This is a genomic window from Streptomyces sp. NPDC101166, from assembly GCF_044768125.1.
GTDB lineage: Bacteria > Actinomycetota > Actinomycetes > Streptomycetales > Streptomycetaceae > Streptomyces.
In genome coordinates this window covers 232,766-258,503 of sequence record NZ_JBIWPF010000014.1, presented here as the reverse complement: position 1 = coordinate 258,503, position 25,738 = coordinate 232,766, and the positions used below count along the sequence as shown (strand labels likewise).

At 71.3% G+C, this 25,738-nt stretch carries 20 protein-coding genes; 10 read left to right on the top strand and 10 right to left on the bottom strand.

The window, feature by feature from the left end; translation table 11 throughout:
* Nucleotides 1-148 precede the first annotated feature (148 nt).
* Nucleotides 149-424: a hypothetical protein gene (locus ACIRS4_RS25350; protein ID WP_404200111.1), complete on the bottom strand. Its 276-nt coding sequence runs from the start codon at nucleotides 422-424 to the stop codon at nucleotides 149-151.
* A 188-nt stretch (nucleotides 425-612) separates the two neighbouring features.
* Between ACIRS4_RS25350 and ACIRS4_RS25345 the strand changes: the two genes are divergently transcribed.
* A complete protein-coding gene (locus tag ACIRS4_RS25345; RefSeq protein WP_404200109.1) occupies nucleotides 613-1,434 on the top strand; it encodes an alpha/beta hydrolase in 822 nt (273 codons plus the stop codon).
* A gap of 78 nt (nucleotides 1,435-1,512) precedes the next feature.
* Here the strand turns inward: ACIRS4_RS25345 and ACIRS4_RS25340 are convergent, their stop codons facing one another.
* A complete protein-coding gene (locus ACIRS4_RS25340) occupies nucleotides 1,513-1,782 on the bottom strand; it encodes a hypothetical protein (RefSeq protein WP_351093392.1) in 270 nt (89 codons plus the stop codon).
* A gap of 158 nt (nucleotides 1,783-1,940) precedes the next feature.
* On the opposite strand from ACIRS4_RS25340, the gene ACIRS4_RS25335 reads away from it, so the two are divergent.
* From ACIRS4_RS25335 to ACIRS4_RS25310, 6 genes are all read left to right on the top strand, one after another.
* On the top strand, nucleotides 1,941-2,300 hold the full coding sequence (locus ACIRS4_RS25335) for an arsenate reductase family protein (RefSeq protein WP_404200105.1): 360 nt from the start codon (nucleotides 1,941-1,943) through the stop codon (nucleotides 2,298-2,300).
* Between the two features lie 123 nt (nucleotides 2,301-2,423).
* A complete protein-coding gene (locus ACIRS4_RS25330; RefSeq protein WP_404200102.1) occupies nucleotides 2,424-3,104 on the top strand; it encodes a hypothetical protein in 681 nt (226 codons plus the stop codon).
* A gap of 391 nt (nucleotides 3,105-3,495) precedes the next feature.
* Nucleotides 3,496-4,524 carry a glutamine synthetase gene (glnII, locus tag ACIRS4_RS25325; RefSeq protein WP_404200099.1) on the top strand — a complete coding sequence of 343 codons (1,029 nt, stop codon included), beginning with the start codon at nucleotides 3,496-3,498 and terminating at the stop codon, nucleotides 4,522-4,524.
* A 417-nt stretch (nucleotides 4,525-4,941) separates the two neighbouring features.
* Nucleotides 4,942-5,568, top strand: a complete 627-nt coding sequence (locus ACIRS4_RS25320; RefSeq protein WP_404200096.1) for a winged helix-turn-helix domain-containing protein — start codon at nucleotides 4,942-4,944, stop codon at nucleotides 5,566-5,568.
* Nucleotides 5,569-5,665: 97 nt separating this feature from the next.
* Entirely contained in the window at nucleotides 5,666-6,673 is a 1,008-nt protein-coding gene (locus ACIRS4_RS25315; protein WP_404200093.1) for an NAD-dependent epimerase/dehydratase family protein, read from the top strand.
* Between the two features lie 195 nt (nucleotides 6,674-6,868).
* Complete coding sequence (locus ACIRS4_RS25310; RefSeq protein ID WP_404200090.1) at nucleotides 6,869-8,518, top strand: DUF1996 domain-containing protein; 1,650 nt, start codon at nucleotides 6,869-6,871, stop codon at nucleotides 8,516-8,518.
* 131 nt (nucleotides 8,519-8,649) lie between these two features.
* On the opposite strand, the gene ACIRS4_RS25305 is transcribed toward ACIRS4_RS25310, so the two are convergent.
* Entirely contained in the window at nucleotides 8,650-9,126 is a 477-nt protein-coding gene (locus tag ACIRS4_RS25305; RefSeq protein WP_404200087.1) for a hypothetical protein, read from the bottom strand.
* A 104-nt stretch (nucleotides 9,127-9,230) separates the two neighbouring features.
* Here ACIRS4_RS25305 and ACIRS4_RS25300 point away from each other — a divergent pair, with 104 nt between their 5' ends.
* From ACIRS4_RS25300 to ACIRS4_RS25290, 3 genes are all read left to right on the top strand, one after another.
* Nucleotides 9,231-9,740 carry a tetratricopeptide repeat protein gene (locus tag ACIRS4_RS25300; protein WP_404200084.1) on the top strand — a complete coding sequence of 170 codons (510 nt, stop codon included), beginning with the start codon at nucleotides 9,231-9,233 and terminating at the stop codon, nucleotides 9,738-9,740.
* A gap of 258 nt (nucleotides 9,741-9,998) precedes the next feature.
* A complete protein-coding gene (locus ACIRS4_RS25295; RefSeq protein ID WP_404200081.1) occupies nucleotides 9,999-11,924 on the top strand; it encodes a hypothetical protein in 1,926 nt (641 codons plus the stop codon).
* A gap of 58 nt (nucleotides 11,925-11,982) precedes the next feature.
* Nucleotides 11,983-12,699 (top strand): TetR/AcrR family transcriptional regulator, encoded by a 717-nt coding sequence (locus tag ACIRS4_RS25290; RefSeq protein WP_404200078.1) that lies wholly within the window; start codon nucleotides 11,983-11,985, stop codon nucleotides 12,697-12,699.
* A gap of 5 nt (nucleotides 12,700-12,704) precedes the next feature.
* Here ACIRS4_RS25290 and ACIRS4_RS25285 read toward each other — a convergent pair whose 3' ends face one another.
* The 7 genes from ACIRS4_RS25285 to ACIRS4_RS25255 form a co-directional block, all read right to left on the bottom strand.
* A complete protein-coding gene (locus tag ACIRS4_RS25285) occupies nucleotides 12,705-13,061 on the bottom strand; it encodes a 5-carboxymethyl-2-hydroxymuconate Delta-isomerase (protein WP_404200076.1) in 357 nt (118 codons plus the stop codon).
* A gap of 69 nt (nucleotides 13,062-13,130) precedes the next feature.
* Complete coding sequence (locus tag ACIRS4_RS25280) at nucleotides 13,131-14,753, bottom strand: SpoIIE family protein phosphatase (protein ID WP_404200073.1); 1,623 nt, start codon at nucleotides 14,751-14,753, stop codon at nucleotides 13,131-13,133.
* 70 nt (nucleotides 14,754-14,823) lie between these two features.
* Complete coding sequence (gene pulA, locus ACIRS4_RS25275) at nucleotides 14,824-20,217, bottom strand: pullulanase-type alpha-1,6-glucosidase (RefSeq protein ID WP_404200070.1); 5,394 nt, start codon at nucleotides 20,215-20,217, stop codon at nucleotides 14,824-14,826.
* A 117-nt stretch (nucleotides 20,218-20,334) separates the two neighbouring features.
* Nucleotides 20,335-21,705, bottom strand: coding sequence for an alpha-amylase family protein (locus tag ACIRS4_RS25270; RefSeq protein ID WP_404200067.1), 1,371 nt, complete (start codon nucleotides 21,703-21,705; stop codon nucleotides 20,335-20,337).
* Nucleotides 21,706-21,885: 180 nt separating this feature from the next.
* The gene (locus ACIRS4_RS25265; RefSeq protein ID WP_404200064.1) at nucleotides 21,886-23,589 is read right to left on the bottom strand and encodes a glycoside hydrolase family 13 protein; all 1,704 of its coding nucleotides are present in this window, start codon (nucleotides 23,587-23,589) and stop codon (nucleotides 21,886-21,888) included.
* 102 nt (nucleotides 23,590-23,691) lie between these two features.
* Entirely contained in the window at nucleotides 23,692-24,603 is a 912-nt protein-coding gene (locus tag ACIRS4_RS25260; RefSeq protein WP_404200061.1) for a sugar ABC transporter permease, read from the bottom strand.
* Between the two features lie 13 nt (nucleotides 24,604-24,616).
* Nucleotides 24,617-25,621, bottom strand: coding sequence for a carbohydrate ABC transporter permease (locus ACIRS4_RS25255; RefSeq protein ID WP_404200058.1), 1,005 nt, complete (start codon nucleotides 25,619-25,621; stop codon nucleotides 24,617-24,619).
* Between the last annotated feature and the right edge of the window lie 117 nt (nucleotides 25,622-25,738).

Below are 25,738 nucleotides of genomic sequence, written 5' to 3'. Positions count from 1 at the left end.
GCGACCCGCTACGACAAGACCGCCGAGTCCTACCAGGCAGCTGTCACCCTCGCCTCGCTCCTGATGTGGGCGTGACTTTTGAAGACAACTCCTAGGACCGGCGTCACTGTGACGCCGGTCCTGGCTGGGGAGTTGGCCCCGGTGTGCCTCAGTCGGCGCGCTCGCGGCCCTGTCGCCGGGACTCGACGGGACGCTCACGGCGGTAGCGCCGCTCCCACTTGGCCTGCTGGTCGCGGCGGTCGCGGTAGGCCTTGTAGGAGGTCGGCCCGGCACTCGCGGCGGGGCCGGGAGCAGCCGGGGAGGACGCGTCGCATCCGTGACGCACGTAGAGGAACAGGACGGCGACGGCGGCGAGCCAGTACAGGTGGTTGCCGAATCCCAGGACCACCAGGACGACGGTTGCGGAGAGGACGACGGTACCCATGGTGTGCCTCCTTCCTGGGCGGGGGTTCGGGTGGCTGTGCGTGGTCGTACGGCGTGAGGGGTGGGGTGTGGGTGGTGCGATGCGGTGGGGGGTGCTCTCAGCGTAGGGATCCCGTCACTCGCCGTGCATCTCCTTTTCGGCGCGGGACGGCGCTCCGAGTGAGGTGAGCGGCGTGAGTGAATGGGCGGATGAGCGAGCAGCCCCTCTCCCTGACGGCCTTCCGGCACGAGCACGGCGGTGAACGCCTCAGCGGCGTCCACGGCGGTGGCAGCCCGGACGCCGTGGCGACCGCCGTCCTTCTGCACGGCGCCGGCGACAGCAGCGCGGACCGACTCCTGCCGCTGCTGGGCGAGTTCGCGGCGCAGGGCTGCCGCTCCCTCGCCTTCGACTTCTCCGGGCACGGTGAAAGCAGCGGTGAGCTGCGGAAGTCGAGCCTGCGGCAGCGGTTCGAGCAGGCCGTCTCGGTGATCGACGCGTTCGTCCCGGCGGACGGGGCGCTGGTGCTGGTCGGGTTCAGCATGAGCGGGCAGACGGTAGCCGATCTGGTCGCGCACTACGGCGGGCGGGTGGCCGCGGTGGGGCTGTGCGCGCCGGCGGTGTACGCGGGCGAGGCATGGGAGGAGCCGTTCGGCGACGGGGACGGGCGCTTCAGCGCGGTCATCCGCACAGCGGACAGTTGGCGGGACTCACCCGCGCTCTCGGTGCTGCGCGGGTTCGAGGGCCGCGCGGTGCTCGCCGTGCCCGGCACGGACACGGTGATCCCGGCGGCGGTGACGGAGGCCGTGCAGGAGGCCCTCGCGACACGCGCGCAGTACACCCGCCTTGAACTCCCCGAGGCGGAGCACCGCTTGGGGCTGTGGTTCCGGGACCACCCGACCGACGCGAAGAAGTTCACGACGACGCTGCTGACCGGCCTGGGTGAGCGCGGCGAACGCCTGGAGGCGTACGTGGCGGAGGCGTCGGTGAGGTACGGCGTCGCCGTGACGCCGGGGGGTCCGGCGGCCCGGTAGTCGGGCGGGCGGCGGAGGTGCGGGACGGTGGAGGGGGGCCGGGCGCGGGCCGTTGGAGTGGGGCGCCCGGCTGTGGGGTCACCTCGAGTAGCGCATCAGGGCTCGCACCATGTGGCACGTCGTGTCCGACGGCGGGTGGATGCCGAGGAGCCGGGCCGTGCTGCGGATCTTCTCGTTGCGGGCCTGGCCCGGGAGGTAGACGCCGGAGTCGAGCAGGGCGATGGCGAGGCGCATCGCCTTCAGGCGGCGGTTGTGGGTGATGTACCAGTCGCGCGGCCGGCCGGGCGGCAGCGCCCTCTTCTGGACGGGGACGTGGGGCAGGTCGAGTGCGGCAGCGGGCACGGGCATCCTCCTGTCGCGGTCAGGGCGCCCGCCGGCGACTCCGGCGGGACCCTCGAACACTGCTTCTATTCTACTGCCCGCCACTGACAAAAGCCCCTGGCCACAAGGGCTTTCGAGGCCTCCCCGAGCGTTCCGGCCGCGCTCCTTCCGGATACCGTGAACCCATGGAGATCTGGATCAACCCCGCCTGTTCCAAGTGCCGCAGCGCGCTGAGCCTGCTCGACGCCGAAGGAGCCGAGTACACCGTCCGCCGCTACCTGGAGGACGTGCCGAGCGAGGACGAGATCAGGGGCGTGCTCGACCGGCTGAACCTGGAGCCGTGGGACATCACCCGCACCGGGGAGGCCGAGGCCGAGGAGCTCGGGCTCAAGGAATGGGCGCGGGACGCCGGTTCACGCGAGCGGTGGATCACTGCGCTCGCCCGGCACCCCAAGCTCATCCAGCGCCCGATCATCACGGCGGACGACGGCACGGCGGTCGTGGCCCGCACGGACGAAGCCGTTCGTGACGCTCTGTCCCGGTAACCCCCGCTTCACGGGGCGCATTTGTGACGCGCACCACTCGACCGGCTCCCGTGACCGCTGAGTGACCTCGTTCGGGATCTCGTACATAGCGGCGTACGCTCCCCTACCTCTCAGGAGGCGCGCATGTCGCGCAGGAGAACTCTCAGTACGAAGAAGAAGCTCGCTCTGTTCGTGAGCGCCGCGAGCGTGGCGGGAGGCGGGGCCTTCGTCATGGCGACCACGTCGAACGCCGCGCAGAGCCCTCAGACGGCCGCCGAGTCGACCGTATGTCAGGGTCTCGCCACCGCTCTCGGCAACAACCAGCGGTTCATCGCGGACCAGCAGGCCAAGCCCGACGCACAGTCGGCGGCCAGGATCGCCAACCGTGAGGCGGTCGTCGCGCAGATCAAGGTGCAGCAGGAGGCGTCCGGTTGTGTCGTCGGGGAGTCGGCTCAGGACTCCCAGACGACGCAGCCGGCGCAGTCGGCCCAGCCCGCGCAACCCGCCCAGCCCGCGACACCCCCCGCGCAGAGCGCCCCCGCCGGGACCGGCGGCGGCGCCGGTGGCGCCGCCGCCGGTCAGCAGGTCTGCAACGGCTCGACGGTCACCCTGTCCGGCGAGGCGGGCGCCCCGGCCGCGTCCAGCAACCAGTTCCCCGCGGGGACGAAGCTCAAGGTCACCAACCTCGACAACAACAAGTCCACGACCGTCGAGGTGACGTCGGTGTCCGGCAGCTGCGTGCTGCTGAACAACGCGGCCTTCGAACAGGTCCGTGAGCCCGGCAAGTTCCTGATCCGCCGGGCCGTGATCGAGAAGGTGGGGTGAGGCGGCGACGAGAGGTGACCCGCTGAGGCGCCGGCCCCTACCGGAGGGCGCGGCGAGCGGGGGCGCGTGAGGGACACGTCCGGCCGGACGTCCGTCTTCCCACGAGCAGCTCGCCCGCCCGGGCCGTCACCTCGTACGTGTCGCAGCGGGTCCCGTCTGTTCGCGGCCACGAACAGGCGGGACCCGCTCGCATACGAGCCGCCGCACGCGCGCGGGCGGTCTGACGCCGTACGGCGGACCACGGCACCACCAGGTAACACGGGGTTCACACTCGGGCAACGGCCGGGAAATCGCCTGTTGACAGGCTCGCGCACATCAACCGCGGCGCCCCAGTGCCGCAGCGCCGCAGCACCCGCATCGCCCCCTGACACACCCCCGAAGGATGTGGCCCGTGAGCTTCAAGGCTGAGTACATCTGGATCGACGGCACCGAGCCGACCGCCAAGCTTCGCTCGAAGACGAAGATCCTCGCGGACGACGCCAAGGGTGCCGAGCTGCCGATCTGGGGCTTCGACGGGTCCTCCACCAACCAGGCCGAGGGCCACGCCTCGGACTGTGTGCTCAAGCCGGTCTTCGTCTGTCCCGACCCGATCCGCGGCGGCGACGACATCCTGGTGCTGTGTGAGGTCCTCGACATCGACCTCGCCCCGCACGCCACCAACACCCGCGCCGCGCTGGCCGAGGTCGCCGAGAGGTTCGCGGACCAGGAGCCGATCTTCGGCATCGAGCAGGAGTACACCTTCTTCAAGGACGGCTACCCTCTCGGCTTCCCCAAGGGCGGCTTCCCGGCCCCCCAGGGCGGCTACTACTGCGGTGTCGGCGCGGACGAGATCTTCGGCCGTGACGTCGTCGAGGCGCACCTGGAGAACTGCCTGAAGGCGGGTCTGGGCATCTCCGGCATCAACGCCGAGGTCATGCCCGGCCAGTGGGAGTTCCAGGTCGGCCCGCTGTCCCCGCTGGTGGTCTCCGACCAGCTGTGGGTGGCCCGCTGGCTGCTCTACCGCACCGCCGAGGACTTCGGCGTCTCCGCGACCCTCGACCCCAAGCCGGTCAAGGGCGACTGGAACGGCGCCGGCGCGCACACCAACTTCTCGACCAAGGCCATGCGCGAGGGCTACGAGGCGATCATCACGGCGTGCGAGTCGCTCGGCGAGGGTTCCAAGCCGCTCGACCACGTCAAGAACTACGGCGCCGGCATCGACGACCGCCTGACCGGCCTGCACGAGACCGCCCCGTGGAACGAGTACTCCTACGGCGTCTCCGACCGCGGCGCCTCGGTGCGCATCCCGTGGCAGGTCGAGAAGGACGGCAAGGGCTACATCGAGGACCGCCGCCCCAACGCCAACGTCGACCCGTACACGGTGACCCGTCTGCTGGTGGACACCTGCTGCTCCGCCCTGGAGAAGGCCGGCCAGGTCTGATCCTCCTCCCGCTCCCGGAAGGGGCGCCCACCGTCGGCGGTGGGCGCCCCTTCGGCGTCTCCGGGCGGCGGCCGCGCCCCCGTCGACGGCGACTTCCCGCCACGCCGCACGCCCGCGAGGCGTCCAAGCTGTGAGAGGAGTCTGCTGTGACAGGCGTGTGTCTGCTTCAATGGGCTCATGACCGGCTTCCAGAAGTTCTGCGCCTCGGGTCGCTACGACCTCGAGCCCTTCTGGCCTTCCCGTCAGCAGCACGACTTCGACCGGGTGTGTTGCCGCGCGAGGAACGCGCCGGCCCTCTAAAGCCGTACACCCCGGCCTTCGGCCAGCGCGCACGACGTACGTCCCTCGACGAGCCCGACCACGAATCGCGGCCGTCGTCCTCCCGACGAACTCCTCGCGCGAAAGAGCTGACCTCTCATGGCGACCATTCGTTCTCTCTCCGCCGCTCCCCTCACCGCCCCCGCCGTCTCCGGCGCCGGGACCGCCCCCGTGACCGCCCGTCACCGGCTGCGGGCCGTGGACCGGGACGAGGTGGTGGACGTCGCGGACTTCCTCCCGCCGGGCGCCACCTGGCTGCCCGCCCCGCAGCACACTCTGCCCGCCCTGCCCGGACGACCCGAGATGGTCGGCTACCTGGTGCTCGTCCCGGCCGACCAGCAGCCGTCCTTCCTGCCGAGGGCGGTGCCCGACCGGCCGGAGGACACCGCCGCCCCGGTGACGGCCGCGGCGGAGGCGGACGCGGACGCGGACGACCGGCCCGTGCGGGTCGACCCCGTGCAGCGCAACGCCTGGGTCGACGGGCGGGAACTCGACCTGACCTACCTGGAGTTCGAGCTGCTCGCCCACCTCGTGGCGCACCCGAACCGGGTGCACACGCGCGACCAGCTCGTCACCACCGTGTGGGGTTACGGCCACGTGGGCGACGGCCGCACGGTCGACGTCCACATCGCCCGGCTGCGCCGCAAGCTGGGCGCGCAGCACCGCCACTCGATCCAGACGGTGCGCCGGGTCGGCTACAAGTACACGCCCCCGACCGAGGGGTGACCGGGCGCCGGCCTCCCGGCACCCCGTTGCGGCGGCCCGTTCTGCCGTCGGCAGACCGAGGTTCCCTCCGGCGCCCGGTCCGGGCACAGTCACCGGCATGAGACTACTGGTGCTGGGTGGTACGGAGTTCGTGGGACGGGCCGTCGTGGAAGCGGCCCTCGGGCGCGGCTGGGACGTGACGGTCTTCAACCGGGGGCGGCACACGCCCGTCGCCGGGGCGCGGTCGCTGGTGGGCGACCGCACCGCGCCGGAGGGCCTCTCCGCCCTCGCGGAGGGCGAGTGGGACGCCGTCGTCGACACCTGGTCGGGGGCGCCCCGCGCGGTCGACGAGGCGGCGCGGCTGCTGCGGGACCGCGCCCGCCGGTACGTGTACGTGTCGAGCTGCTCGGTGTATGCGTACGCCCCGCCCGCCGGGTACGCCGAGGACGCGGCCGTGGTCGAGGGCGCCGAACCCGACGCGGAGAAGACCGACTACGCCCGGGACAAGCGGGGCGGCGAGCTGGCCGCGATCGGCGCGTTCGGGGCCGAGGCCTCGGTGCTGGTGCGGGCGGGGCTGATCATCGGTCCGTACGAGAACGTCGGCCGGCTGCCCTGGTGGCTGACCCGGATGGCCCGCGGCGGCCCGGTCCTGGCGCCGGGGCCGCACGAGCTGCCGCTGCAGTACATCGACGTCCGCGACCTCGCCGAGTGGATCCTCGGGGCGGTGGAGCGGGAACTGAGCGGCCCTTACAACCTGATGAGCCCTCAGAGACACGCGACCATGGGCGAGTTGCTCGAATCCTGCGTGCGGATCACCGGCGGGGCGGCCGAACTGCGCTGGGCCGAGCCGCAGACGATTCTGGACGCGGGCATCGAGCCGTGGACGCAGCTGCCGATGTGGGTGCCGCCGGACAGCGAGTTGCACGACGGCGTGTACGCCGCGGACGTCTCACGGGCGGTGGCCACGGGGCTGGACTGCCGGCCCGTCGAGGAGACGGTCGCCGACACCTGGCGTTGGCTGGGCGCGATCGGCGGCACCGCGCCCCAGCGTCCCGACCGGACGACCAAGGGACTGGACCCGGAGGTGGAGGCGAAGGTGCTCGCCCGCCTGGACCAGGACGCGTGATCCACACAACTCCCCCGAGATAAAGGCACGTTGACTATGTCACCTGTGGGGGCGTTGGGGTCGAATTGTTCCACGGACCTCTCATCAATTTCTGAGACCGCTGAACACCTCCGGGGCGGCATGCGTATGGATGGACGCCGCTTCACTCCTGTCGGGCGCCTCAATGCTGCCCCGCAAGGAAGTCAGAGGAGTTCCATGGGACGCAACACACGTAAGCGCCGTTCATCGATGGCCGGCAAGGCCATAGCAGCATCGGCGGCCCTAGCGCTCGGTGGGGGCGGGCTTGTCTGGGCGAATTTCTACGCTTCCGCGCACGAGAAGAACTCGTCGCAGAACAACCAGGTCAAGGCCGCGGCCGGGCAGGTGGCGACCATCTCCTGCCCCGACGTGGGGCAGAAGCTGACCAACGTGCCCAAGGGCGCACGCTCGGGTGTCGACCAGGAGTTGGCGCTGCTGGACAAGCAGATCACCGAAGCCTACGCCCGGCTCGCCTCCACCCGTCAGGCCCAGGCGGGCGACCCCGGATTCGTGAACAACGCGATCCTCGGTCCCCTGAAGGAAAAGCGGGCCGCCACGATCGACCGCATCCGGATCAACATCCAGCGGGCCGGCGGGCAGGCCGCCAACCTGAACCAGCTCTCCGCCTGCACGCCGCAGGTCGTCCAGACCAACGCCGGCGGCCAGCAGAACAACGGTGGCCAGCAGAACAACGGTGGCCAGCAGCAGAACGGCGGCCAGAACAACAACGGCGGCCAGCAGCAGAACGGCGGCCAGCAGAACAATGGCGGCCAGCAGCAAAACGGTGGCCAGCAGAACAACAACGGCGGCCAGCAGCAAAACGGCGGCCAGAACAACAACGGCGGCCAGCAGGGCAACAACGGCGGTCAGCAGGGCAACGGCGGCCAGGGCGGCAACGGCCCGGTCGCGGCGGACTTCGTGGACATCACCAAGGCCGGGAACAACGCCCAGCTCGGTGTCGGCCAGAACGGTCTCGCCGCCAACGGCAACGGTGGTTCGAAGGGCTCCTTCACCACCAAGTGCGGCACCAACGGCAACGACAACCACAACACGGACAACGTGATCGTGGCCCCCGGTGTCACCAACGGCGCGCACCACCTGCACGACTACGTCGGCAACCAGAACAACGACGCCTTCGCGAGCGACCAGGAGCTGGCGGGCGCCGGCACCAGCTGCCAGAACCAGGGCGACAAGTCCTCGTACTTCTGGCCGGTCCTCCGCGTCCAGGACGGTTCGCAGGACTTCGACCAGAACAAGGACGGCGGCGGCAAGGAAGGCAACGTCGGCAAGATCCTTCAGCCCGCCCAGGCGCAGCTGAAGTTCGTCGGCAACAAGAAGGGCAACGTCGTCGCGATGCCGACGGCCCTGCGCATCATCACCGGTGACGCGAAGGCCTTCGTCAACGGCAACGCCAACGCCAACGTGAACTGGAGCTGCACCGGCTTCGAGAACAAGGTGCAGCTGAAGGACAAGTACCCGATCTGCCCGCAGGGCAGCCAGGTCGTCCGCACGACCAACTTCCAGAGCTGCTGGGACGGTCAGAACATCGACAGCGCCAACCACCGTACGCACGTGTCCTTCGTGCAGGGTGACGGCAACTGCGCGAACGGCTTCAAGGCGATCCCCCAGCTGCAGGTCCGACTGGTCTACAACGTTCCGGCTCCCAAGATCCAGAACGGCCAGGTCGTGAACGCGTACGCGGTGGACTCCTTCCCGGAGAACCTGCACAAGCCGATCACCGACCACAACGACTTCATCAACTTCTTCTCGAAGAACCTGATGAACAAGATGGTCAACTGCATCAACAACGGCCAGAAGTGCCAGTGACGGCCTAGGACCGCGCCCCCGGCGGTCCGGTCGTGAAACGCCGAAGGCCGGCGGTGAGATTTCCTCACCGCCGGCCTTCGCGCTGTGTCCGTCTTGCGTGAGCTTCCTGAGCGAGGACTTCGGCAGCCGGTTCAGTGGCCGGAGTGCGTCGCCCCGGCGGAGGGCTCGGCCGAGCCCTCGTGGCCTTCGTGCGACCCCGTGTGCGCCGAGTGGTCCGTGCCCTCCTCGATGTCGCCGCCGAGCTTCTTGCGCAGCGCCGTCACGGTGCCGGTCGTCTCGCCCACGGCGACCCACTTGCGGCCGACGAGGTAGTGACCGCCGTAGTCCTTCGCCCCGTTGATCCACTCGCGCTGTCCGCGGTCGGTGGCGAAGGTGACGAGGATGAACTTGCCTTCGGGGTTCTTGCAGATGGCCTGGCGCAGTTCGTCCGCGTCCGTCTGCATGTTCGGCTTGCACTTCACTTCGGCGGCCAGTTGCTCCAGGCTGCCCGTGGCGGCTTCGGGGACGGCCCGCGCGTCACCGCCGGAACCGCCGGAGCCGCCGCAGCCGGTCAGCACGAGCGCCGCCACGGCGCCGGCCGCCGCGAGTATCGGTCGGGTCACCTTCATCTGTCCGTCCTCCCTGGAAGAGCCTCGTTCTGGATACGGCTCCCGCGCACGGTCCGCTCAAAATACCGGTGCCCCGGCGGCCCCGACCGTGCCAAGGTGGGCCGGTGAATCACGACGACCGAGCATGGCACGACCGGGTGGACGCCGCCTGGGCCACCTTCGACACCTACGGCGAGCAGGACGCGGCCGACTTCCGGGCCGTGATCGACGCGCTGGTCGCGGAGCTGCCGGCGGACAGCCCGGCCGGTCTGTTCGAGCGGGCGTGCGCCTGGGACTCGACCGGGCACTCCGACCGCGCGGTCCCGCTGTACCGGGAGGCGCTCGCGGGCGGTCTCGACGGGTACCGGGGGCGACGCGCGAAGATCCAACTGTCCAGCTCCCTGCGGAACGTGGGGCAACCGGAGGAAGGCGTCAAGCTCCTCACCCCGGAACTGGACGCTCCGTCCGACGAGTTGGACGACGCCGTCCGCGCGACGCTCGCGCTGTGCCTGTCGAGCCTCGGCCGCGACCGCGAGGGCCTCGCCCTGGTCCTGGAGTCCCTGGCCGCCCATCTCCCCCGCTACCAGCGGTCGATGGCGAACTACGCCCGGGCACTGACCGAACCGGAGAACTGACCCTGCGGGAGGCCGGCCGGGCGGGGCTGCCCCGCCCGGGGGCCGCCCCAGCTGCAACGGCCGCCCTCCCCCGGCCGGTGTGACGGCGCCCGGCCGGGCAGCTCCCCGACCGGGCCACCCGACCGGCGGGCCGCTCACCGCGACGCCCCCGGCCCAGGGGCTCGCCCGGCACGACAGCCGGCCCACTCGGCAGCCAACCCGCCCCCGCCCAGCCACTCGCCTCGGTGACCATCCGTCGCCTCGATCGTTGCCCTGGGCGTGCAGCCACAGGATGTCGTCCCGCGCCCCGTGTCCGGATCCGTCGCCGATCGGATCGTCGACGTCGAGCAGGCCGAGGCCGCGCTCGTCGAGCACTACCCGCGTCTCGTGCGGATCGCCTACCTGGTGCTCTCCCCGGACCTCGGCCGCGGCCGGCGCGTCCTGACCGCGCACGCCCTCGCCCAGCGCGCCCTGCCCCGCCCCGGCTCTCCGGCCCCCGTGATCCCGGCCCAGTCCGCCGCCCGCGACGGCGACGCCGGCTACGGCTACGTCCGGCTGCGCGTGGTGCGCTCGGCGCTGGAGGCCGGTCTGCCGCTGAAGCAGCGGGCCCGCAGGTCCCGGCACGCCTTGGTGCCGCCGGTGCTGCCCATGGTGTGGGGGCTGCGCCTCTTCCCCCGTTCCGGCGGCGCCGAGGAACTCGCCCTGGACCAGTCGCTGGCCGCGCTGTCGGCCCCGGCCAGGGCCGCCTACGTGCTGCGCGGCCTGGAGCGACTCGACGACACGGAGGTGCGCAGGGCGCTGGCGGAGGCCGGGGTGGACGACGTGGACGCCGCGGTGGACGCGGCCGGCGCCGTCCCCGCCCCTCACTCCCTTCTGGCGTCCCCCGAGTTCGACCCCTGCTCGCTCCAGGCCCGCCCCACCGACCTGATGCGCCGCCGCCGGCACACCCGGGCCGCGCTCGCCGCCGCGGCCGCGCTCGCCGTGTGCGGCGCGCTGTTCGCGCTGCCCGACCGCGGCTGGGGCCCTGAGGGCGCCGCCGCCCCGCCGTACGCGCGAAACCCCGCGGCGGAGGCCGCCCTGGACCCGGGACGGCTGGTCCGGGTCTCCCCCGTCGCCTGGAAGACCGCGACCCGCGCCGACTTCTCCATGTGGCCCGCGCGCGGCGGCCTCACCGGCGACGAAGCGCTGCTGCGCCGGGCCCTCGCCGTCTGGGCCCGCCCCGGTGACGAGGTCCGGGTCTCGGCGACCCCCGGCACCCCGGCCGGCGGCCCCTCCGGCCCGCCCCAACTGCTCTACGCGGGTGACGTCGGCGTCGCGCGCGTGGTGATCCTCTACGACGGTCTGCGCATCGTCCGCTACGCCGAGCCGGAGAACGGCACGGCCGGCGCCGCCCTCGACCTCGCGCGGGCGAACGGCGCGCTCGGCCCGGAGGCGGGCGCGGTGGTGCTGGACCGGGCCGACGGCAACGTCCGCTATCTGACGGCGCCCTGGGTGCGCAAGGCGGCCGAGCGGGACCTGTCGAAGCCGGGCGCGGGACTGATGGACCTGACGCTGACCGGCGGCGTCACCTCGCCGCTGGCCAGTCCCGCGACCCGCGCCGGGGCCTGCACCACGTGGAACGTGATGCAACTGTCCGACGCCTCCGGCTCGTACCTGCTGAGCGACCTCGGCGAGATCCTCCCCGCCCGGATCACCGCCGGCCGGCCGGCCGCGCCGAAGGACGCGACGGGCGCGGAGGCGCTGCGCGCCTGGGCGCCGTTCGCCTGCTCGCTGGGCGAGGCGCGCGCGCAGGGCGTGCGGTCGGTCAACGCCTGGGCGTACGCGCGACAGCCGTTGCCCGACGGGAGCGGCTCCGGCGGCTGGGTGTGCACCCGTGCGGAGACCTGGCGGGGCGACGGGACGCGGGTGCTGGCGCAGTTCCGCACGCCGGGCGGTCTGTTCGGGGCGGTCGTGGCGGCGGCCGGGGACGTGCCGGCGTGCGGTCCGCGCGACCCGCATGTCCTTGCGGGCGTGCTGTGGAAGTCCGAGGCCGGTTCCTGGTACCTCCTCGCGGCCGGTGACAGCGGGGCCGCGTCGGTGCGGGCGACCGGCGGGGTGCGCGGGAAGTCGGGCGGCAACCTGCTGGCCGTACGGACGAAGCGGGGCGCCCGGGCGGATCTGGAGGGGACGTTGAAGGGCGGCCGGTCGATCAGCGGACTGCGGTAGCGAACACTGTGAGCGGTCCGGTCCGTTCGCGGCCGGATTCGATCGGTAGGGTGGTCTTATGACTACCGGGGTCCGCCGCAGGATGGGCGTGGAGGAGCGTCGGCAGCAGTTGATCGGCGTCGCCCTCGAACTGTTCGCCCGTCGTTCGCCCGACGAGGTCTCCATCGACGAGATAGCCGCGGCCGCCGGTATCTCCCGCCCTCTCGTCTACCACTACTTCCCCGGCAAACTCAGCCTGTACGAGGCCGCGTTGCAGCGTGCCGCGCAGGATCTGGCGGGCCGGTTCGCCGAGCCGCACGAAGGGCCGCTGGGAGCGCGGCTGCTGCGGGTGATGGGCCGGTTCTTCGACTTCGTCGACGCGCACGGTCCCGGTTTCTCCGCCCTGATGCGCGGCGGCCCGGCGGTCTCCGCCGGAGCGGCTGACACCATCAGTCATGTCTCGACCACGAACGCGCTCATCGACTCCGTGCGTCAGGCCGCCTACGAACAGATCCTGTCGCATCTGGGCGTCTGTGATCCGCCCCCGCGTCTGGAACTGGTCGTCCGCTCCTGGATCTCCCTGGCCGAGTCGACCGCGCTGCTGTGGCTGGACGGGCGGCGCATCCCGCGCGAGGAGCTGGAGGTGCAGCTCGTGCAGGACTTCGCCGCCCTCGCGGCGGTGAGCGCCGCCCATGACCCGCGGCTGCGTGAGCTGCTGCGGCCCGTCCTGGGCGACGAGCCGGCCGACGGCCCCTTCGGCACACTGGCGGCCGGGCTCATCGCGCTGGCGTCCTGACCAGGTCAGGCGTCGTACTTGCGGTACGACGGGTCGAGGTCGCGCACCTCGGCGGAGGCGTGCACGGCCAGTCCCGCGGCGGGCTTGACGTACTCGCGCAGCAGGTCCAGCACGGCGTCGGTCAGCCGGGACCTGGTCTCCTCGCTGCGGCCGGCCAGCAGCCCGATGTGGACGTGGACGACGGCGTGTCCCTCGGTGTCGGGGCCGACGACGGCGTCCTCGGTGCGGCGGAACTGCGTCTTGCAGGCGGGCGGCTTCGCGGCCGCGATGTCGACGACGGCGTCGTGCAGCGCCCGGGCGAATCCGGGCCGGTCGAAGTCGTCGGCGAGCCGGTCGGAGTAGTCGACGGTGATCTGCGGCATGGGCACTCCTGTTCTGGGGTCGCGATCACCCTAGGGCAGGGATTGCGGGGCAGCCTTCAGGGCCTGTTCTCAGCCGGTGCGGCTCAGCGCCAGCATCGCGATGTCGTCGTCCCGGTCGTGGCCGAAGCAGCCGAGCAGGGTGTCGCACAGGGCGTCCAGGCCGGGCAGCGCGCCGGCCGCCGCGGCCCGCAGGTGCTCCATGGAGACGGCGAGGTCGACGCCCCGGGTCTCGATCAGACCGTCGGTGACCATGAGGAGCCGGTCGCCGGGCTCCAGGAGCATTTCGGTGGGCGGCGGATGGGGCACGCCCAGGCCGAGCAGGGGGCCGGCGGCCTTGACGTAGTCGGCGCCGCGGTCGTCGCGGACGACGAGCGGCGGGATGTGACCGGCGTTGGCGACGCGGGTCTCTCCGGTGCCGGGGTCGATCAGCGCCAGGCACACCGTCGCGGTGACCTCGGGGTGGTGGTGCTGGAGCATCCGGTCCAGGCGCTCGGCGAGCACCGCCGGGTCGCTCTCGTCGACGCAGTAGGCACGCAGCGCGTGCCGGATCTCGACCATGACGGTGGCCGCCTCCAGCGAGTGCCCGACGACGTCGCCGACGGCGGTGAGCACGCCGTCGGCGGTGCGCTGGACGGCGTAGAAGTCGCCGCCGATCTCGGTGTCCCGGGAGGCGGGCACGTAGCGCACCGCGATGTCGACGCCGGGCAGTTCGGGCAGTCGGTGCGGCTGGGGCAGGAAGCTGTGCTGGAGGGTGAGGGCGACGTGCCGCTCGACCTGGTACATGAGCAGCGGCTGGGCGGCGAGCGCGGCGGCCTGCGCGAGCCGGGCGGCCACCGCCTCCCGCTCGGGGTTGACCCTGCGCACGTCACGGGTGGGGGTGGCGAGGCACACCGACGCCCTGCCGTCCTGGGTGGGCACCAGCACCAGGCGGGCGTCGTGCTGGAGGCCGGGCCGGAAGAAGCCGGCGGGCCACAGCGGGGCGGGCACGGTGGTGATCTGCACCCCGGCCTGTCCGCGGGTGAGCCGGCGCAGCAGCGCGGCCACGGTGCGGTGGGCGTCCGCGCCGGGCGGTGCGAGGGAGGTGCGGTCCCGGGAGGCGCCGCGGTAGAGCTCGTCGTCCGGGGCGAGGACGAAGACGGCGGCGGGTCCGCCGGTGAGCCGCCCGGCGCCCTCGGCGGCGGCGTCGGCGAGTTCCTGCAGGGAGCGCGCCGACTGCACGGTGACGATGGTCTCCGACAGCAGGGACAGTCTGCGGGCCAGCGCCTGGTCGCCGGCCCGCAGCCGGGCGGCGCGCACGGCGGCCCGGACGACGGCGGCGATCTCCTCGGGTTCGGCGGGCATCGTCAGATAGGCCTCGCCGCCCGCGTCCAGGCCCTGGCAGCGGTCGCCGGAGGCGAGCGCGGCGGCCGAGAAGTGCACGACGGGTAATCCCGCCATGTGCGGGCGGGCCTTGAGCCGGCGGCACAGGTCGAAGCCGCTCATGTCCGGCAGGTCCACGTCGACCAGGGCCACATCGGGCAGCGCGCCCTGGCGCAGCCGCGCGTCGAGTTCGACGAGCGCCTCCCGGCCGCTGGCCACGGGGACGACCTGGTGCCCGGCGCGGCGCAGCAGTGCGCCCATGGCGAACCGGCTGGCCGGTACATCGTCCACGACCAGGACGGTCGCGTCGGTCCGCTTGCCGTCGACGTCCATGTGTCAGCCCTCGGGCACCCTGGTGGAGCGGACCGCGTCCGTGGTCCGCTCCACCAAGGTAAGCCCTTGTCTAGCGTGTGCGGGAGAAGACCGCCACGGTCCTCCCCGGAACGGCGAACGTGCCCGATTCCGCTTCATATGTCGAAGACTTGACGGTAGGGTCCGCGCCCGCCGCCTGCACCGGGTGCAGGCGGTAGCCGGTCCCGGCGAGCGAGGTGATCCGCTGCCGCTGGGTGGTGGGCGTCGAGTTGAAGACGACGACGAGGTCGTCGAGCGCCATGGTGATCACTCCTGGGGTCTCCTCACGGCCGGACAGCGGGAAGGACAGCGCCGACTGCACCGCCGCGGCCGTGCGGAGGGAGAACGCCTTCTCCGTCGTACGGATGCGCAGCAGGTCGCGGTAGGCGGCGGAGGTGGCCTCGATCTGGGGGCAGCCGACCCGGACGCTGGTCAACAGGGGTTTGGCGTAAGGCCACTTGGCCCGGTTGTCGGCGGCGGGCGGCAGTCCGCGGCCGAAGCCGTTGCCGTCGGCGCAGTTCCAGTGGATGGCGTTGAACCAGTCGCCGCTGTCATAGGAGTTGCGGTCCAGGGACTTGGAGCGCAGCAGGTCGGCGCCGGCCTGGGAGAGGGCGGGACCCTGCGACAGGGTGGCCGTGGCGAGGGCGAGGACCTGCATCCTGGCCCGGTCGTCGGCGCTCGTCGCCGCGGGCAGTTTGAAGGCGAGGGCGTCGAAGAGCGACTCGTTGTCGTGGGCGTCGGCGTAGGCGAGGGCGTCGCCGGGGGCGTGCGCGTAGCCGGCGGGGCTGCCGTTGTAGTCGACCTCGGCGCCGGTGACCTCCCGGCCGGCGCTGTCGGTGAAGCGGTAGGCGGCGAGGTTGCCGCTGAGGCCGACCTTGATCAGGTCCTGGTAGTGCAGCAGCCGGGCCTTCTGCTCGGCCTCGGTGCCGCCTGCGGGCGAGGAGTTGGGGTCGCTCCAGAGCCCGGAGGCGAAGCCCTGGATCCCGGGGTCCTCGTCGAAGGGGCCGCCGCCGCGGACGGCGTCCCGGGCGCGGTCGGAGAAGGTGGCGACGCCGGTGCCCGCCATGTTCTTCTGCGTGGCCTGGACGAAGCGGGCGTCGTCGGCGACCTCGCCGAAGTTCCAGCCCTCGCCGTACAGGATGACCGCCTTGCCGTCGACGCCGTCCTTCTCGGGGGTGAGCGCGTCGAGGGCCTCGCGCACGGCGAGGATGTTGGCCTTCGGGTGGTGGCCCATGAGGTCGAAGCGGAAGCCGTCGACCTTGTACTGCCTGGCCCAGGTGACGACCGAGTCGACGACCAGCTTGCCCATCATGGCGTTCTCGGTGGCGGTGTTGGCGCAGCAGGTGCTGTCGGCCACCGAGCCGTCCGCCAGGAGCCGTTGGTAGTAGCCGGGGACGACCTTGTCGAGGACGCTGGTGGCGGCCTGCCCGGAGGCCGCGGTGTGGTTGTAGACGACGTCCATGACGACCCGCAGGCCGTCCTCGTTGAGCGCCTTGACCATCCGACGGAACTCCACCGTGCGGGCGGCTCCGTCGGGGTCGGTGGCGTAGGAGCCCTCGGGGACCGTGTAGTGGTAGGGGTCGTAGCCCCAGTTGTAGGCGTCCCGCGCGGCGGTCTCGGCGACGCACGCCTGCTGCCGGTCGGAGTCGGGCGCGTGGGCGGTGAGGTCGCAGTCGACGGTCGCCTGGTCGGCCTTGCGCTCGGGGACGGTGGCGATGTCGAACACGGGCAGCAGGTGGACGTGGGACGTGCCCGCCTTCGCCAACTCCCGAAGGCGCCTCGTGCCGTCGCTGTCCCGGTCGGTGAAGGCCAGGTAGGCGCCGGGGTGCCGCGCCGTGCGGTCCTCGACGGAGAAGTCCCGGACGTGCAGCTCCTGGATCTGGGCGTCGCCGAGCGGTACGGCCCTGGGTTTGGCGTACGTCGACCAGCCCTCGGGGGCGAGTGATCTGTCGGCCAGGTCGACGAGGAGGCTGCGCTCGGAGTTCGCCGTGAGGGCGAGCGAGTAGGGGTCGGTGACCTTGTTGGTGACGATCTGGCGGACGCTGGGCGCCCAGACCCGGACGACGTAGCGGTAGGGCTTGTTCTTCCAGGACGCGGGGCCGGTGACGGACCAGACGCCGGTGGTGTCGTCGCGCCGCATCGGCACCGTGGAGCCGTCGAGCTCCAGCCGCACCGACTGTGCCGTCGGCGCCCAGACGGCCAGCGTCGGACGGCCGTGGCGGAACGTCGGCCCGAGCTCGGCCTTGGTCGCCCCCGTGTAAAGGTCGTCGAGCACGCCGGCGATCTGCACGCCGGTCGCCGCGAGCACGGCGCCGTTCCCGGCCCGTTGGGAGGCGACGAGCTGGCCGCGCAGCGCCTCGCGCACCCGGTCGCGGTCACGCGGGTCGACGGACCAGGCGGTGTGGTCCTTCAGGTGCGGGAACCTCGCCTTCTGGGCGTCGGTGAGCGTGGTTCTGGACAGCCGCAGCCAGCGCTCGTCGTCGCTGGTGAGCGTGCCCTCCTTCACTTCGATCGAGCCGTCGCGGGAGTAGAGCAGCTGGGTGGAGGCGGCGGCTTCGGAGCCGTTCCAGGCGACGGTGTCCCGGTCGATCCAGACCGCCTTGGAGGTGGTCAGGTCGAGGGCGGCCGCGCTGCCCGCCGGCTGCGGCAGCAGCTGCTTCTCCTGGCCGCTCAACAGCCACACCTCGTGGCCGTTCGCCGTGAGGTCCAGCGACCGGTCGGTGGGCAGGTCCTTCTCGTCGCCCTTGTGGACGATGTAGCTGAGGCTGGTGGCACCCTCGGTGAGCGGCACCTCGAAGACAGCGCCATAGGGGTCAGTCTTCACCGGCTTCAGGGGGTTCGACCACTCGGTGGGGTGCGCTGCGCCCGTCCAGACGTGCAGTCCCCAGCCGTCGTAGGTCCCGTCGGCGCGGTGGTAGTGCAGAAGGGCCTTGCTCCGGTCCTGCGCGGGGTAGTCGGGCCGCTCGGTCCGTACGGTCTCCTCGCCCTGCTCGATCCAGACCTCACCCGTCCTGGTGACGTCGATCGTGCGGTCGGCCGAGACGTCCTTGCCGCCCTGCTCGTCGATGACGAGGAAGCCGACGTTCGAGGCGCCCGGCTTCAGTTTCACGTAGGCGAACGCCCCGTAGGCGTCCCGGCCGGTGAAGGGGTGACTGTCCGGCCAGTTCGTCGACTCGCCGTCGGCGAGGTCGCCCCAGGCGTACAGGCCCCAGCCGGCGTAGTCGCCGTCGGTGCGCTTGTAGTGGACGATCGCGTGGTCGCGGGAGGACGCGGTGGGGGTCTCGGGCGCGGGAGGGGCGCCGGTGAGGCTCTGCGCGGTCGCGCTCGCCGTCCGTCCGGCCGAGTCGATCGCGACCGCCTTGTAGCGCAGGGCCGTGCCCGCCGGTACGTCCTCGCCGAGGGTCTGCGTGACCTTGTACGGGGCGTGGTCGGCGGAGCCGAGGGTGCGCCACTTGCCGTTGCCGACCTGGGCCGCGAAGACGACCCGGTTGAGCTGCCCGCCCTCGACGTCGGCGCTCAGCTCGACGCTGCCGGTGGCTCCGGCGGCGGGGGCACGCAGGGTGATGCTGGGCTTGGCCGCGGGCTCGGCGAGCTTGCCCGCCGCCTTGAGGACGATCGCCGAGCCGGCCGGGACGGTGACGGTGAGCTTCTTGTCGGAGCCGGTCTTCAGGACGCCCTTGCCGCCGTAGACGCCCCGGAACGCCATGTTCGCCGAACCGGTCGCGAAGGTCGCCGACTTCGCCTCGCCGGCGTTGTTGAACGCGACGACGTACTCGGTCCTGTCGGCTCCGGTGCGGGAGAAGGCGTAGACGCCGGCGCCGTCGGCCGCGTACCGCTCGGTCTGCACTCCGTCGGCGAGGGCCGGGTTGGCCTTGCGCAGCTCGGACAGGGCCGCGATCTGCCGGTACAGGGGCGCCCGGGTGTCGTAGGCGTCGCTCGCGTGGGTGCGGTCGGTGCCGAGCTGGTCGTCGTCGAGGTAGTCGGCGGTGCGTGAGGCGAACATCGTCTGGCGGGCGTCCTTGTCGCCGCCGGCGCCGGTGAAGCCCTGCTCGTCGCCGTAGTAGACGACCGGGTTGCCCCGGCTGAGGAACATCAGCTCGTTGGCGAGGCGGTCCTTCCTCAGCAGCTCGGCGTCGGTGGCCCTCGGGGCGTCCTGCTTGAGGAAGGTCCCGATGCGGCCCATGTCGTGGTTGCCGAGGAAGGTGACCTGTTCGTACGCGTTGGCCTTGTCGGTCGTGTACTTGTGGTCGGCGCCGAAGACGGACGCCAGCTTCCTCGCGCTGCCGCCCTGGGAGGCGTACTGGCGGGCGGCGTCCTGGAAGGGGAAGTCGAGGGTGGCGTCGAGGCGGCCCCGGGTGACGTACGGGGCGGTGACGTCGGTGTCGGCGGAGTACACCTCGCCGAACATGAAGAAGTCGTCGCGTCCGCGCTGGGCGGCGTAGGCGTCGAGGGCGGACGCCCACCGGGTCCAGAACTCCATGTCGACGTGCTTCACGGTGTCGATGCGGAAGCCGTCGATGTCGAAGTCCCGCACCCACCGCTGGTAGATCTTCTCCATGCCGCTGACGACCTCGGGGCGTTCGGTCCACAGGTCGTCGAGGCCGGAGAAGTCGCCGTGGCCGGAGCTCTCGCCGGCGAAGGTGGAGTCGCCCCGATTGTGGTACATCGTCGGGTCGTTGAGCCAGGAGGGGACCTTGGCGTTCGATGTGACCTTCGGGACGCGCGGGAAGGAGTCGGCGTCGACGGCGGGGAACTCGCCTTTCTCGCCGGCGTGTTCGGTGTCGTCGAAGGGCCGGCCGTCCTTCGTCAGATAGGGGAAGGCGCCCTTGGAGAGGTAGTCGTAGGTCTTCTCCCGGTAGTCGACGACGTCGGCGGTGTGGTTGGTGATGACGTCGAAGAAGACCTTCATTCCCTTGGCGTGGGCCCGGTCTATGAGGGTCTCCAGGTCCTTGTTCGTCCCGAAGTGCGGGTCGACCTGGGTGAAGTCGGTGATCCAGTAGCCGTGGTAGCCGGCCGAGGCGTCGTTGCCGGTCCCCTGTACGGGCTGGTTCTTGAAGATCGGGGCCATCCAGATGGCGGTGGTGCCCAGGCCCTTGATGTAGTCGAGCTTCCGGGTGAGGCCCTTGAGGTCGCCGCCCTGGTAGAAGCCCTTGTCGGTGGGGTCGTAGCCGGTGGTGAGGCGTGAACCGGTCAGTCCGCCGCGGTTGTTGGCGCTGTCACCGTCGGCGAAGCGGTCCGGAAGGACGAAGTAGAACTGCTCGCGGGTGAGGTCGTGGCGGGACGCGGTCTTCGCCAGCTTCGCGTCGGACGGGGGCGCGGGCGGGGTGTCGGCCCTGGCCGCCACGGGCTGGACGAGGGCTGCGGCCAGCGCGGTCACGGTGACCGCGGCGACCCGTCCGGGGTGTGCGGTACGGCGCCTCGAAGGCACCGGCCATCTGGGTATCACTGACGTCGACTCCTTGTGATGACGGCTCTGTCGGGTCCGACCCGGCGCGACCGTATCGCCGCCGAAACACTTACTGCAAGAGCCCTGAAACAAGAGGAAAGAACTTTCAGCGCCTGCTCAGCAACTGCTCTTGCCCGCGTAGACCGCCAGGGCGGTGTCGGACCCGAGGGTCGCGGTCAACCGGCCGCTGGAGTTCACGCTCACCGTGGTGTTGTTCTGCACGTTGCAGTACGTGCCCGCCGGGAGGGAGGTCTGGTAGGTCCGAGTGAGCGGGGCCGACTCGTGGTTGACGGCCACGAAGCCTTTGCCGCCGCGCCCGAAGGCGATCGCGTCGCCGCCGTTGTCCCACCAGTCGGTGACCGGCTCACCTCGTGCGGCGTTGCGGAAGGCGACCATGCGGATGATCTCCGGCCAGGCGTGCTGGCACTTCCAGCCGTCCTGCCAGCAGGCGTTGACGGTCCCGCCGCCCGGCGGACCCGCGTCCGCGTCGGACCACTCGTAGCCGGAGTCGATGTCCGGGGCGCCGTACGGCCAGGCCAGCATGAAGACGTTGGCGAGGGTGTAGTTCGCCCCGTCCTTGTGGCTGAGGGTCGACCCGTTGCGCTCGGTGTCGTGATTGTCGACGAAGACACCGGCGCCCGAGCTGTTGAGGTAGCCCCAGCCCTCGCCGTAGTTCTTCAGGTAGGCGAGGTTCTCGTTGTTGAAGACGCGCTTGAGGTCGTAGGCGTAGCGGAACTCCTGCACGTCCCCGTTGCCCGTGTACTCGGTGGGCTGGACGGCCTCTCCGCTGCCGTGGATGACCTCCTGCTTCCAGTAAGCGTTCGGGTTGGTCAGCCGTGACTTGACGTTGGCGAGGTCGGCGCTGTCGATGTGCTTGGCCGCGTCGATGCGGAAGCCGTCGACACCCAGGGTGAGCAGGTCGTTCATGTACCCGGCGATGGTTTTGCGGACGTACTCCTCGCCGGTGTCGAGGTCGGCGAGGCCGACGAGTTCGCAGTGCTGGACGTTCCAGCGGTCCCGGTAGTCGGTGACCCGGGAGGTGCAGTCGTCGAAGTCGTAGGAGGAGTACAGGCCCGGGTAGTCGTACTTGGTGTACGACGAGCCTCCCGTGCCGGTGCCGCTGCCCGCGGACATGTGGTTGATCACGGTGTCGACCACGACCTTCACGCCGGCCGCGTGGCAGGTCTTCACCATGTCCTGGAAGGCCGTACGGTCACCGAGCCGACCGGCGATCCGGTAGCTCACCGGCTGGTACGACGTCCACCACTGCGGGCCCTGGATGTGCTCGGCGGGCGGGGAGACCTGGACGTACCCGTAGCCGGCGGGGCCCAGGGTGCGGGTGCACTCCTTCGCCACCGAGGCGAAGTTCCACTCGAAGAGGACGGCGGTGACGTCCTTGACGCCGGGCGGGGACGCCTGTGCCGTTGTGGGGTTCATGACAAGGGCGGCCGCGAGGGCGAGCGCCCCGGAGAGGGATCTGCGTGCCATGTGGGGTTCCTTCACCTTTGAAGGCTCTTGCTGAATGTTTCAACGAACTTGCGGTGACGGAGATGGTAAAGGCCCGCCGCCTGAAAAGGCAGCGGGCCGGGTGAAGTTGTTGCGCACGTCCGTCGGCGGCCGTCCGAATCGTCGTACGGCGATCGTCGCGCGGCAGGCGGTCGTCGCGCGTCAGGCGTTGGTCGCGGCGGTCCACCACACCGTCGTGTCCGCCGGCACCTTCGCCTCGCCGTCCGCCTCGGCCGGCTCAGCGCTGGCGAGCAGGATCCGGCCGTACGAGGGGACCGTCACCGACTCCCCCGTGGTGTTGGCGACGCACACGAACTCGCCGCGGCGGAAGGCGAGAACGCCCTCAGGTGCGCGCAGCCACTCCACCGAGTCGCCCGCGCCGAGGTCCGGCCGGGCACGGCGCAGGGCCAGCGCCGAGCGGTACAGCTCCAGCGTCGAGCCCGGGACGCCGTCCTGCGCCTCGACGCTCAGCTCGCCCCAGTTCTCCGGCTGCGGCAGCCAGCTGCCCCCGCCGCCGAAGCCGTACGACGAGCCCTCGCGCGTCCACGGGATCGGCACCCGGCAGCCGTCGCGGAAGCCGTCCTGGCCCGCGCCCCGGAAGTAGGCCGGGTCCTGGCGCACCTCGTCCGGGAGGTCGACGACGTCGGGCAGGCCGAGCTCCTCGCCCTGGTAGACGTAGGCCGAGCCGGGCAGCGCCAGCATCAGCAGGGTGGCCGCCCGGGCCCGTCGCAGGCCGAGTTCGCGGTCGCCGGCGGTGCGGATCTGGGTGCCGAGGCCGGGCGGGTTGGCGAAGCGGGTGGCGTGCCGGGTGACGTCGTGGTTGGACAGCACCCAGGTGGCGGGGGCGCCGACGGGACGCATCGCGTCCAGGGTGCGGTCGATGACCTCCCGCAGTTCCTTCGCGTCCCAGGCGGTCGACAGGTACTGGAAGTTGAAGGCCTGGTGGAGCTCGTCGGGCCGCACGTAGTGGGCGGTCCGCTCGATGGTCGGCGTCCACGCCTCGGCGACGAAGATGTGGTCGCCCGCGTACTCGTCCAGCAGCAGCCGCCACTGCCGGTAGATCTCGTGGACGCCGTCCTGGTCGAAGAACGGCATGACATCGTTGCCCAGCAGCTTCACCTGGTCGTGGGTTCCGAGGTCCGGCAGGCCCTCCGCCTTCACCAGGCCGTGTGCCACGTCGATGCGGAAGCCGTCGACGCCCATGTCGAGCCAGAAGCGCAGGATGGAGCGGAACTCGTCGCCGACGGCGGGGTGTTCCCAGTCGAAGTCGGGCTGCTCGGGGGCGAAGAGGTGGAGGTACCACTCGCCGGGCGTGCCGTCGGGCTCGGTGATCCGCGTCCAGGCGGGTCCGCCGAAGATGGACTCCCAGTCGTTGGGCGGGAGTTCGCCGTTCGCGCCCTTGCCGGGCAGGAAGTGGTAGCGCTCCCTGAGCGGCGAGCCGGGGCCCTCGGCGATCGCCCGCCGGAACCACTCGTGCTGGTCGGAGGAGTGGTTGGGGACCAGGTCGACGATGACGCGCAGGCCCAGCAGGTGCGCGTCGCGGATCAGCGCGTCGGCGTCGAGGAGGTTGCCGAACATCGGGTCGACGGCGCGGTAGTCGGCGACGTCGTAGCCGGCGTCGGCCTGGGGGGAGGCGTAGAAGGGGCTGAGCCACACGGCGTCCACGCCGAGGTCGCGCAGGTAGGGGAGGCGGGCGCGTACGCCTTCCAGGTCGCCCATGCCGTCGCCGTCGCTGTCGGCGAAACTGCGCGGGTACACCTGGTAGATCACGGCGTCCCGCCACCAGTCGCGGTGCCGGGCGACGGTGGCGACGGCCGTGGTGGGCCGGGGCGTGGGGGCCGGGGCGGCGGAGTGCTGCTGGCTCATGGCGTCCTCGGTGGTGCGTAAACGGGTTTCTGTCATGGGGAGTTCGGGGTTCTGCGGGGTTCTCGGCGGCGTGGGCGACGTGGTCTGTGCCCTCGTGGGACGTCAGCCCTTCGTGCCGCCGGCGGTGAGGCCGGTCACCAGGTTCTTCTGGACAAGGTAGAAGAAGACGGAGACCGGTATCGCGATCAGCACCGCGGTGGCGGCCATGAGGTTGCGCTGGGCGTCGTGCTCGCTGACGAAGCTCTGCAGGCCGACGGCGAAGGTGTACTTCGAGTCGGACAGCATGAACGTCGAGGCGAAGGCGACCTCGCCGAAGGCGGTGAGGAAGTTGTAGAAGGCGGCGACCGCGAGGCCGGGCCTGGCCAGCGGCAGGATCAGTCGCAGGAAGGCGCCGAAGGGGCTGAGCCCGTCGACGCGTCCCGCCTCGTCGATCTCGAACGGGATGGTGTCGAAGTAGCCCTTGAGCAGCCAGGCGCTGTAGGGCACGACGGTGGTGCAGTTGACCAGGATCAGGCCGAGGTAGGTGTCGATGAGCTGCAGCTCCGACATGATCTGGTACATCGGCACGATCAGGACGGCGACCGGGAACATCTGGGTGACGAGCAGGACCCACATGAACTTCTTGTAGCCCGGGAAGCGCATCCGGGAGACGGCGTAGCCGCTGGTGGCGGCGATGATCACGCCGATGGCGGTGGTGCCGAGGACGACGACGAGCGTGCTCTTCAGCCAGTCGAAGAACGCGGTGTGCTCCAGGACGAACGTGTAGTTGTCGAACGTCGCCTTGTGCCAGATCCCCCCGGGGTGCAGGTAGTCGTCCTTGTCCGGGCCGAGGGAGAGGAAGATCAGCCAGGCGACCGGGAAGAAGGCGACGAGGCTCGCCACGATCAGGACGCCGTGGGTGGAGACGGTGGCGAGGAGGCCGCGCCGGCCGCGGCGGCGGACGGCGCCCGCCGGGGCGGCCTCGGCGGGCCGGCCGGTCTTCGCGACGGAGGTCGGGGCGGTGCTGGTGCTCATGGGGGCTCCTGCCTCAGATCGCGAGCTGCTCGTCGTTGCGGCTCAGCCAGCGGCGGTAGAAGGAGGTGAAGACGATCAGGACGGCCAGCAGCAGGATGCCGTAGGCGGCCGACTGGGCGAAGTCGCGCGGCTGCTGTCCGAAGCCGAGGTAGTACGCCCAGGTGACGAGGATCTGCGCGTCCGGGGCGGTGTCGCCGAACAGCAGGAAGATGATGGCGAACTGGTTGAAGGTCCAGATGACGCCGAGGAGGACGACGGTGGAGCTGACGGACCTCAGGCCCGGCAGGGTGACGTACCGGAACCGCTGCCAGGCGTCGGCCCCGTCCATCTCGGCCGCCTCGTAGAGCGAGGTGTCGATGGCCTGGAGGCCGCCGAGCAGCGAGAGCATCATGAACGGCACGCCGCACCAGGTGTTCACCATGATCGCGGCGAACCGCTGCCAGAAGGTGTCCTCCAGCCACAGCGGCGAGGGCAGGTGCAGGGCGTCGAGCGCGGTGTTGACGATGCCGCCGTCGGCGAGCATGAAGCGCCAGCCGAAGACGGTGACGAACGTGGGGACGGCCCAGGGCAGCACGAGGATCATGCGGTAGAGGGTGCGGCCGCGGAGCTCCTGGTTGAGCAGCAGCGCGAGGCCGAGTCCGATGGAGTAGTGCAGGGCGACGCAGAGCGCGGTCCAGGCGATGGTCCACAGGAAGTGCGACCAGAAGCGGTCGTAGGCCGTCGGGCCCCACAGGATGTCGGCGTAGTTGTCGAGGCCGATGAACTTGTAGGTGGCCTCGATCTCGTTGACGCCGATGGTGCGGGCCGTGTTGAGGCTGTCGGCGTCAGTGAGGGTGAGGTAGAAGCCGTAGGCGAGGGGGTAGAGCACGAGGACGCCGAGGACGATCGCCACCGGGGCGATCATCGCGTAGGCGTACCAGTGCTTCTGGTAGCCGTGCTTCAGGCGCCGGCCCAGCCCGGGCCGCGGGTCTCGCTCACCGCGCCGCTTGCCGGTCGCTCGGTCGATGGCGACTGTCATGGTTCGACACCTTCTGGGAGATCAGGGGGTGGGCCGGGCGGACTCGGGCCGGGGGGGGGGGGCGGGGCGCCCCCCCCCGGCGGCGGGCGGCGGGCGCCGCCCCCCCGGGCGGGGGCG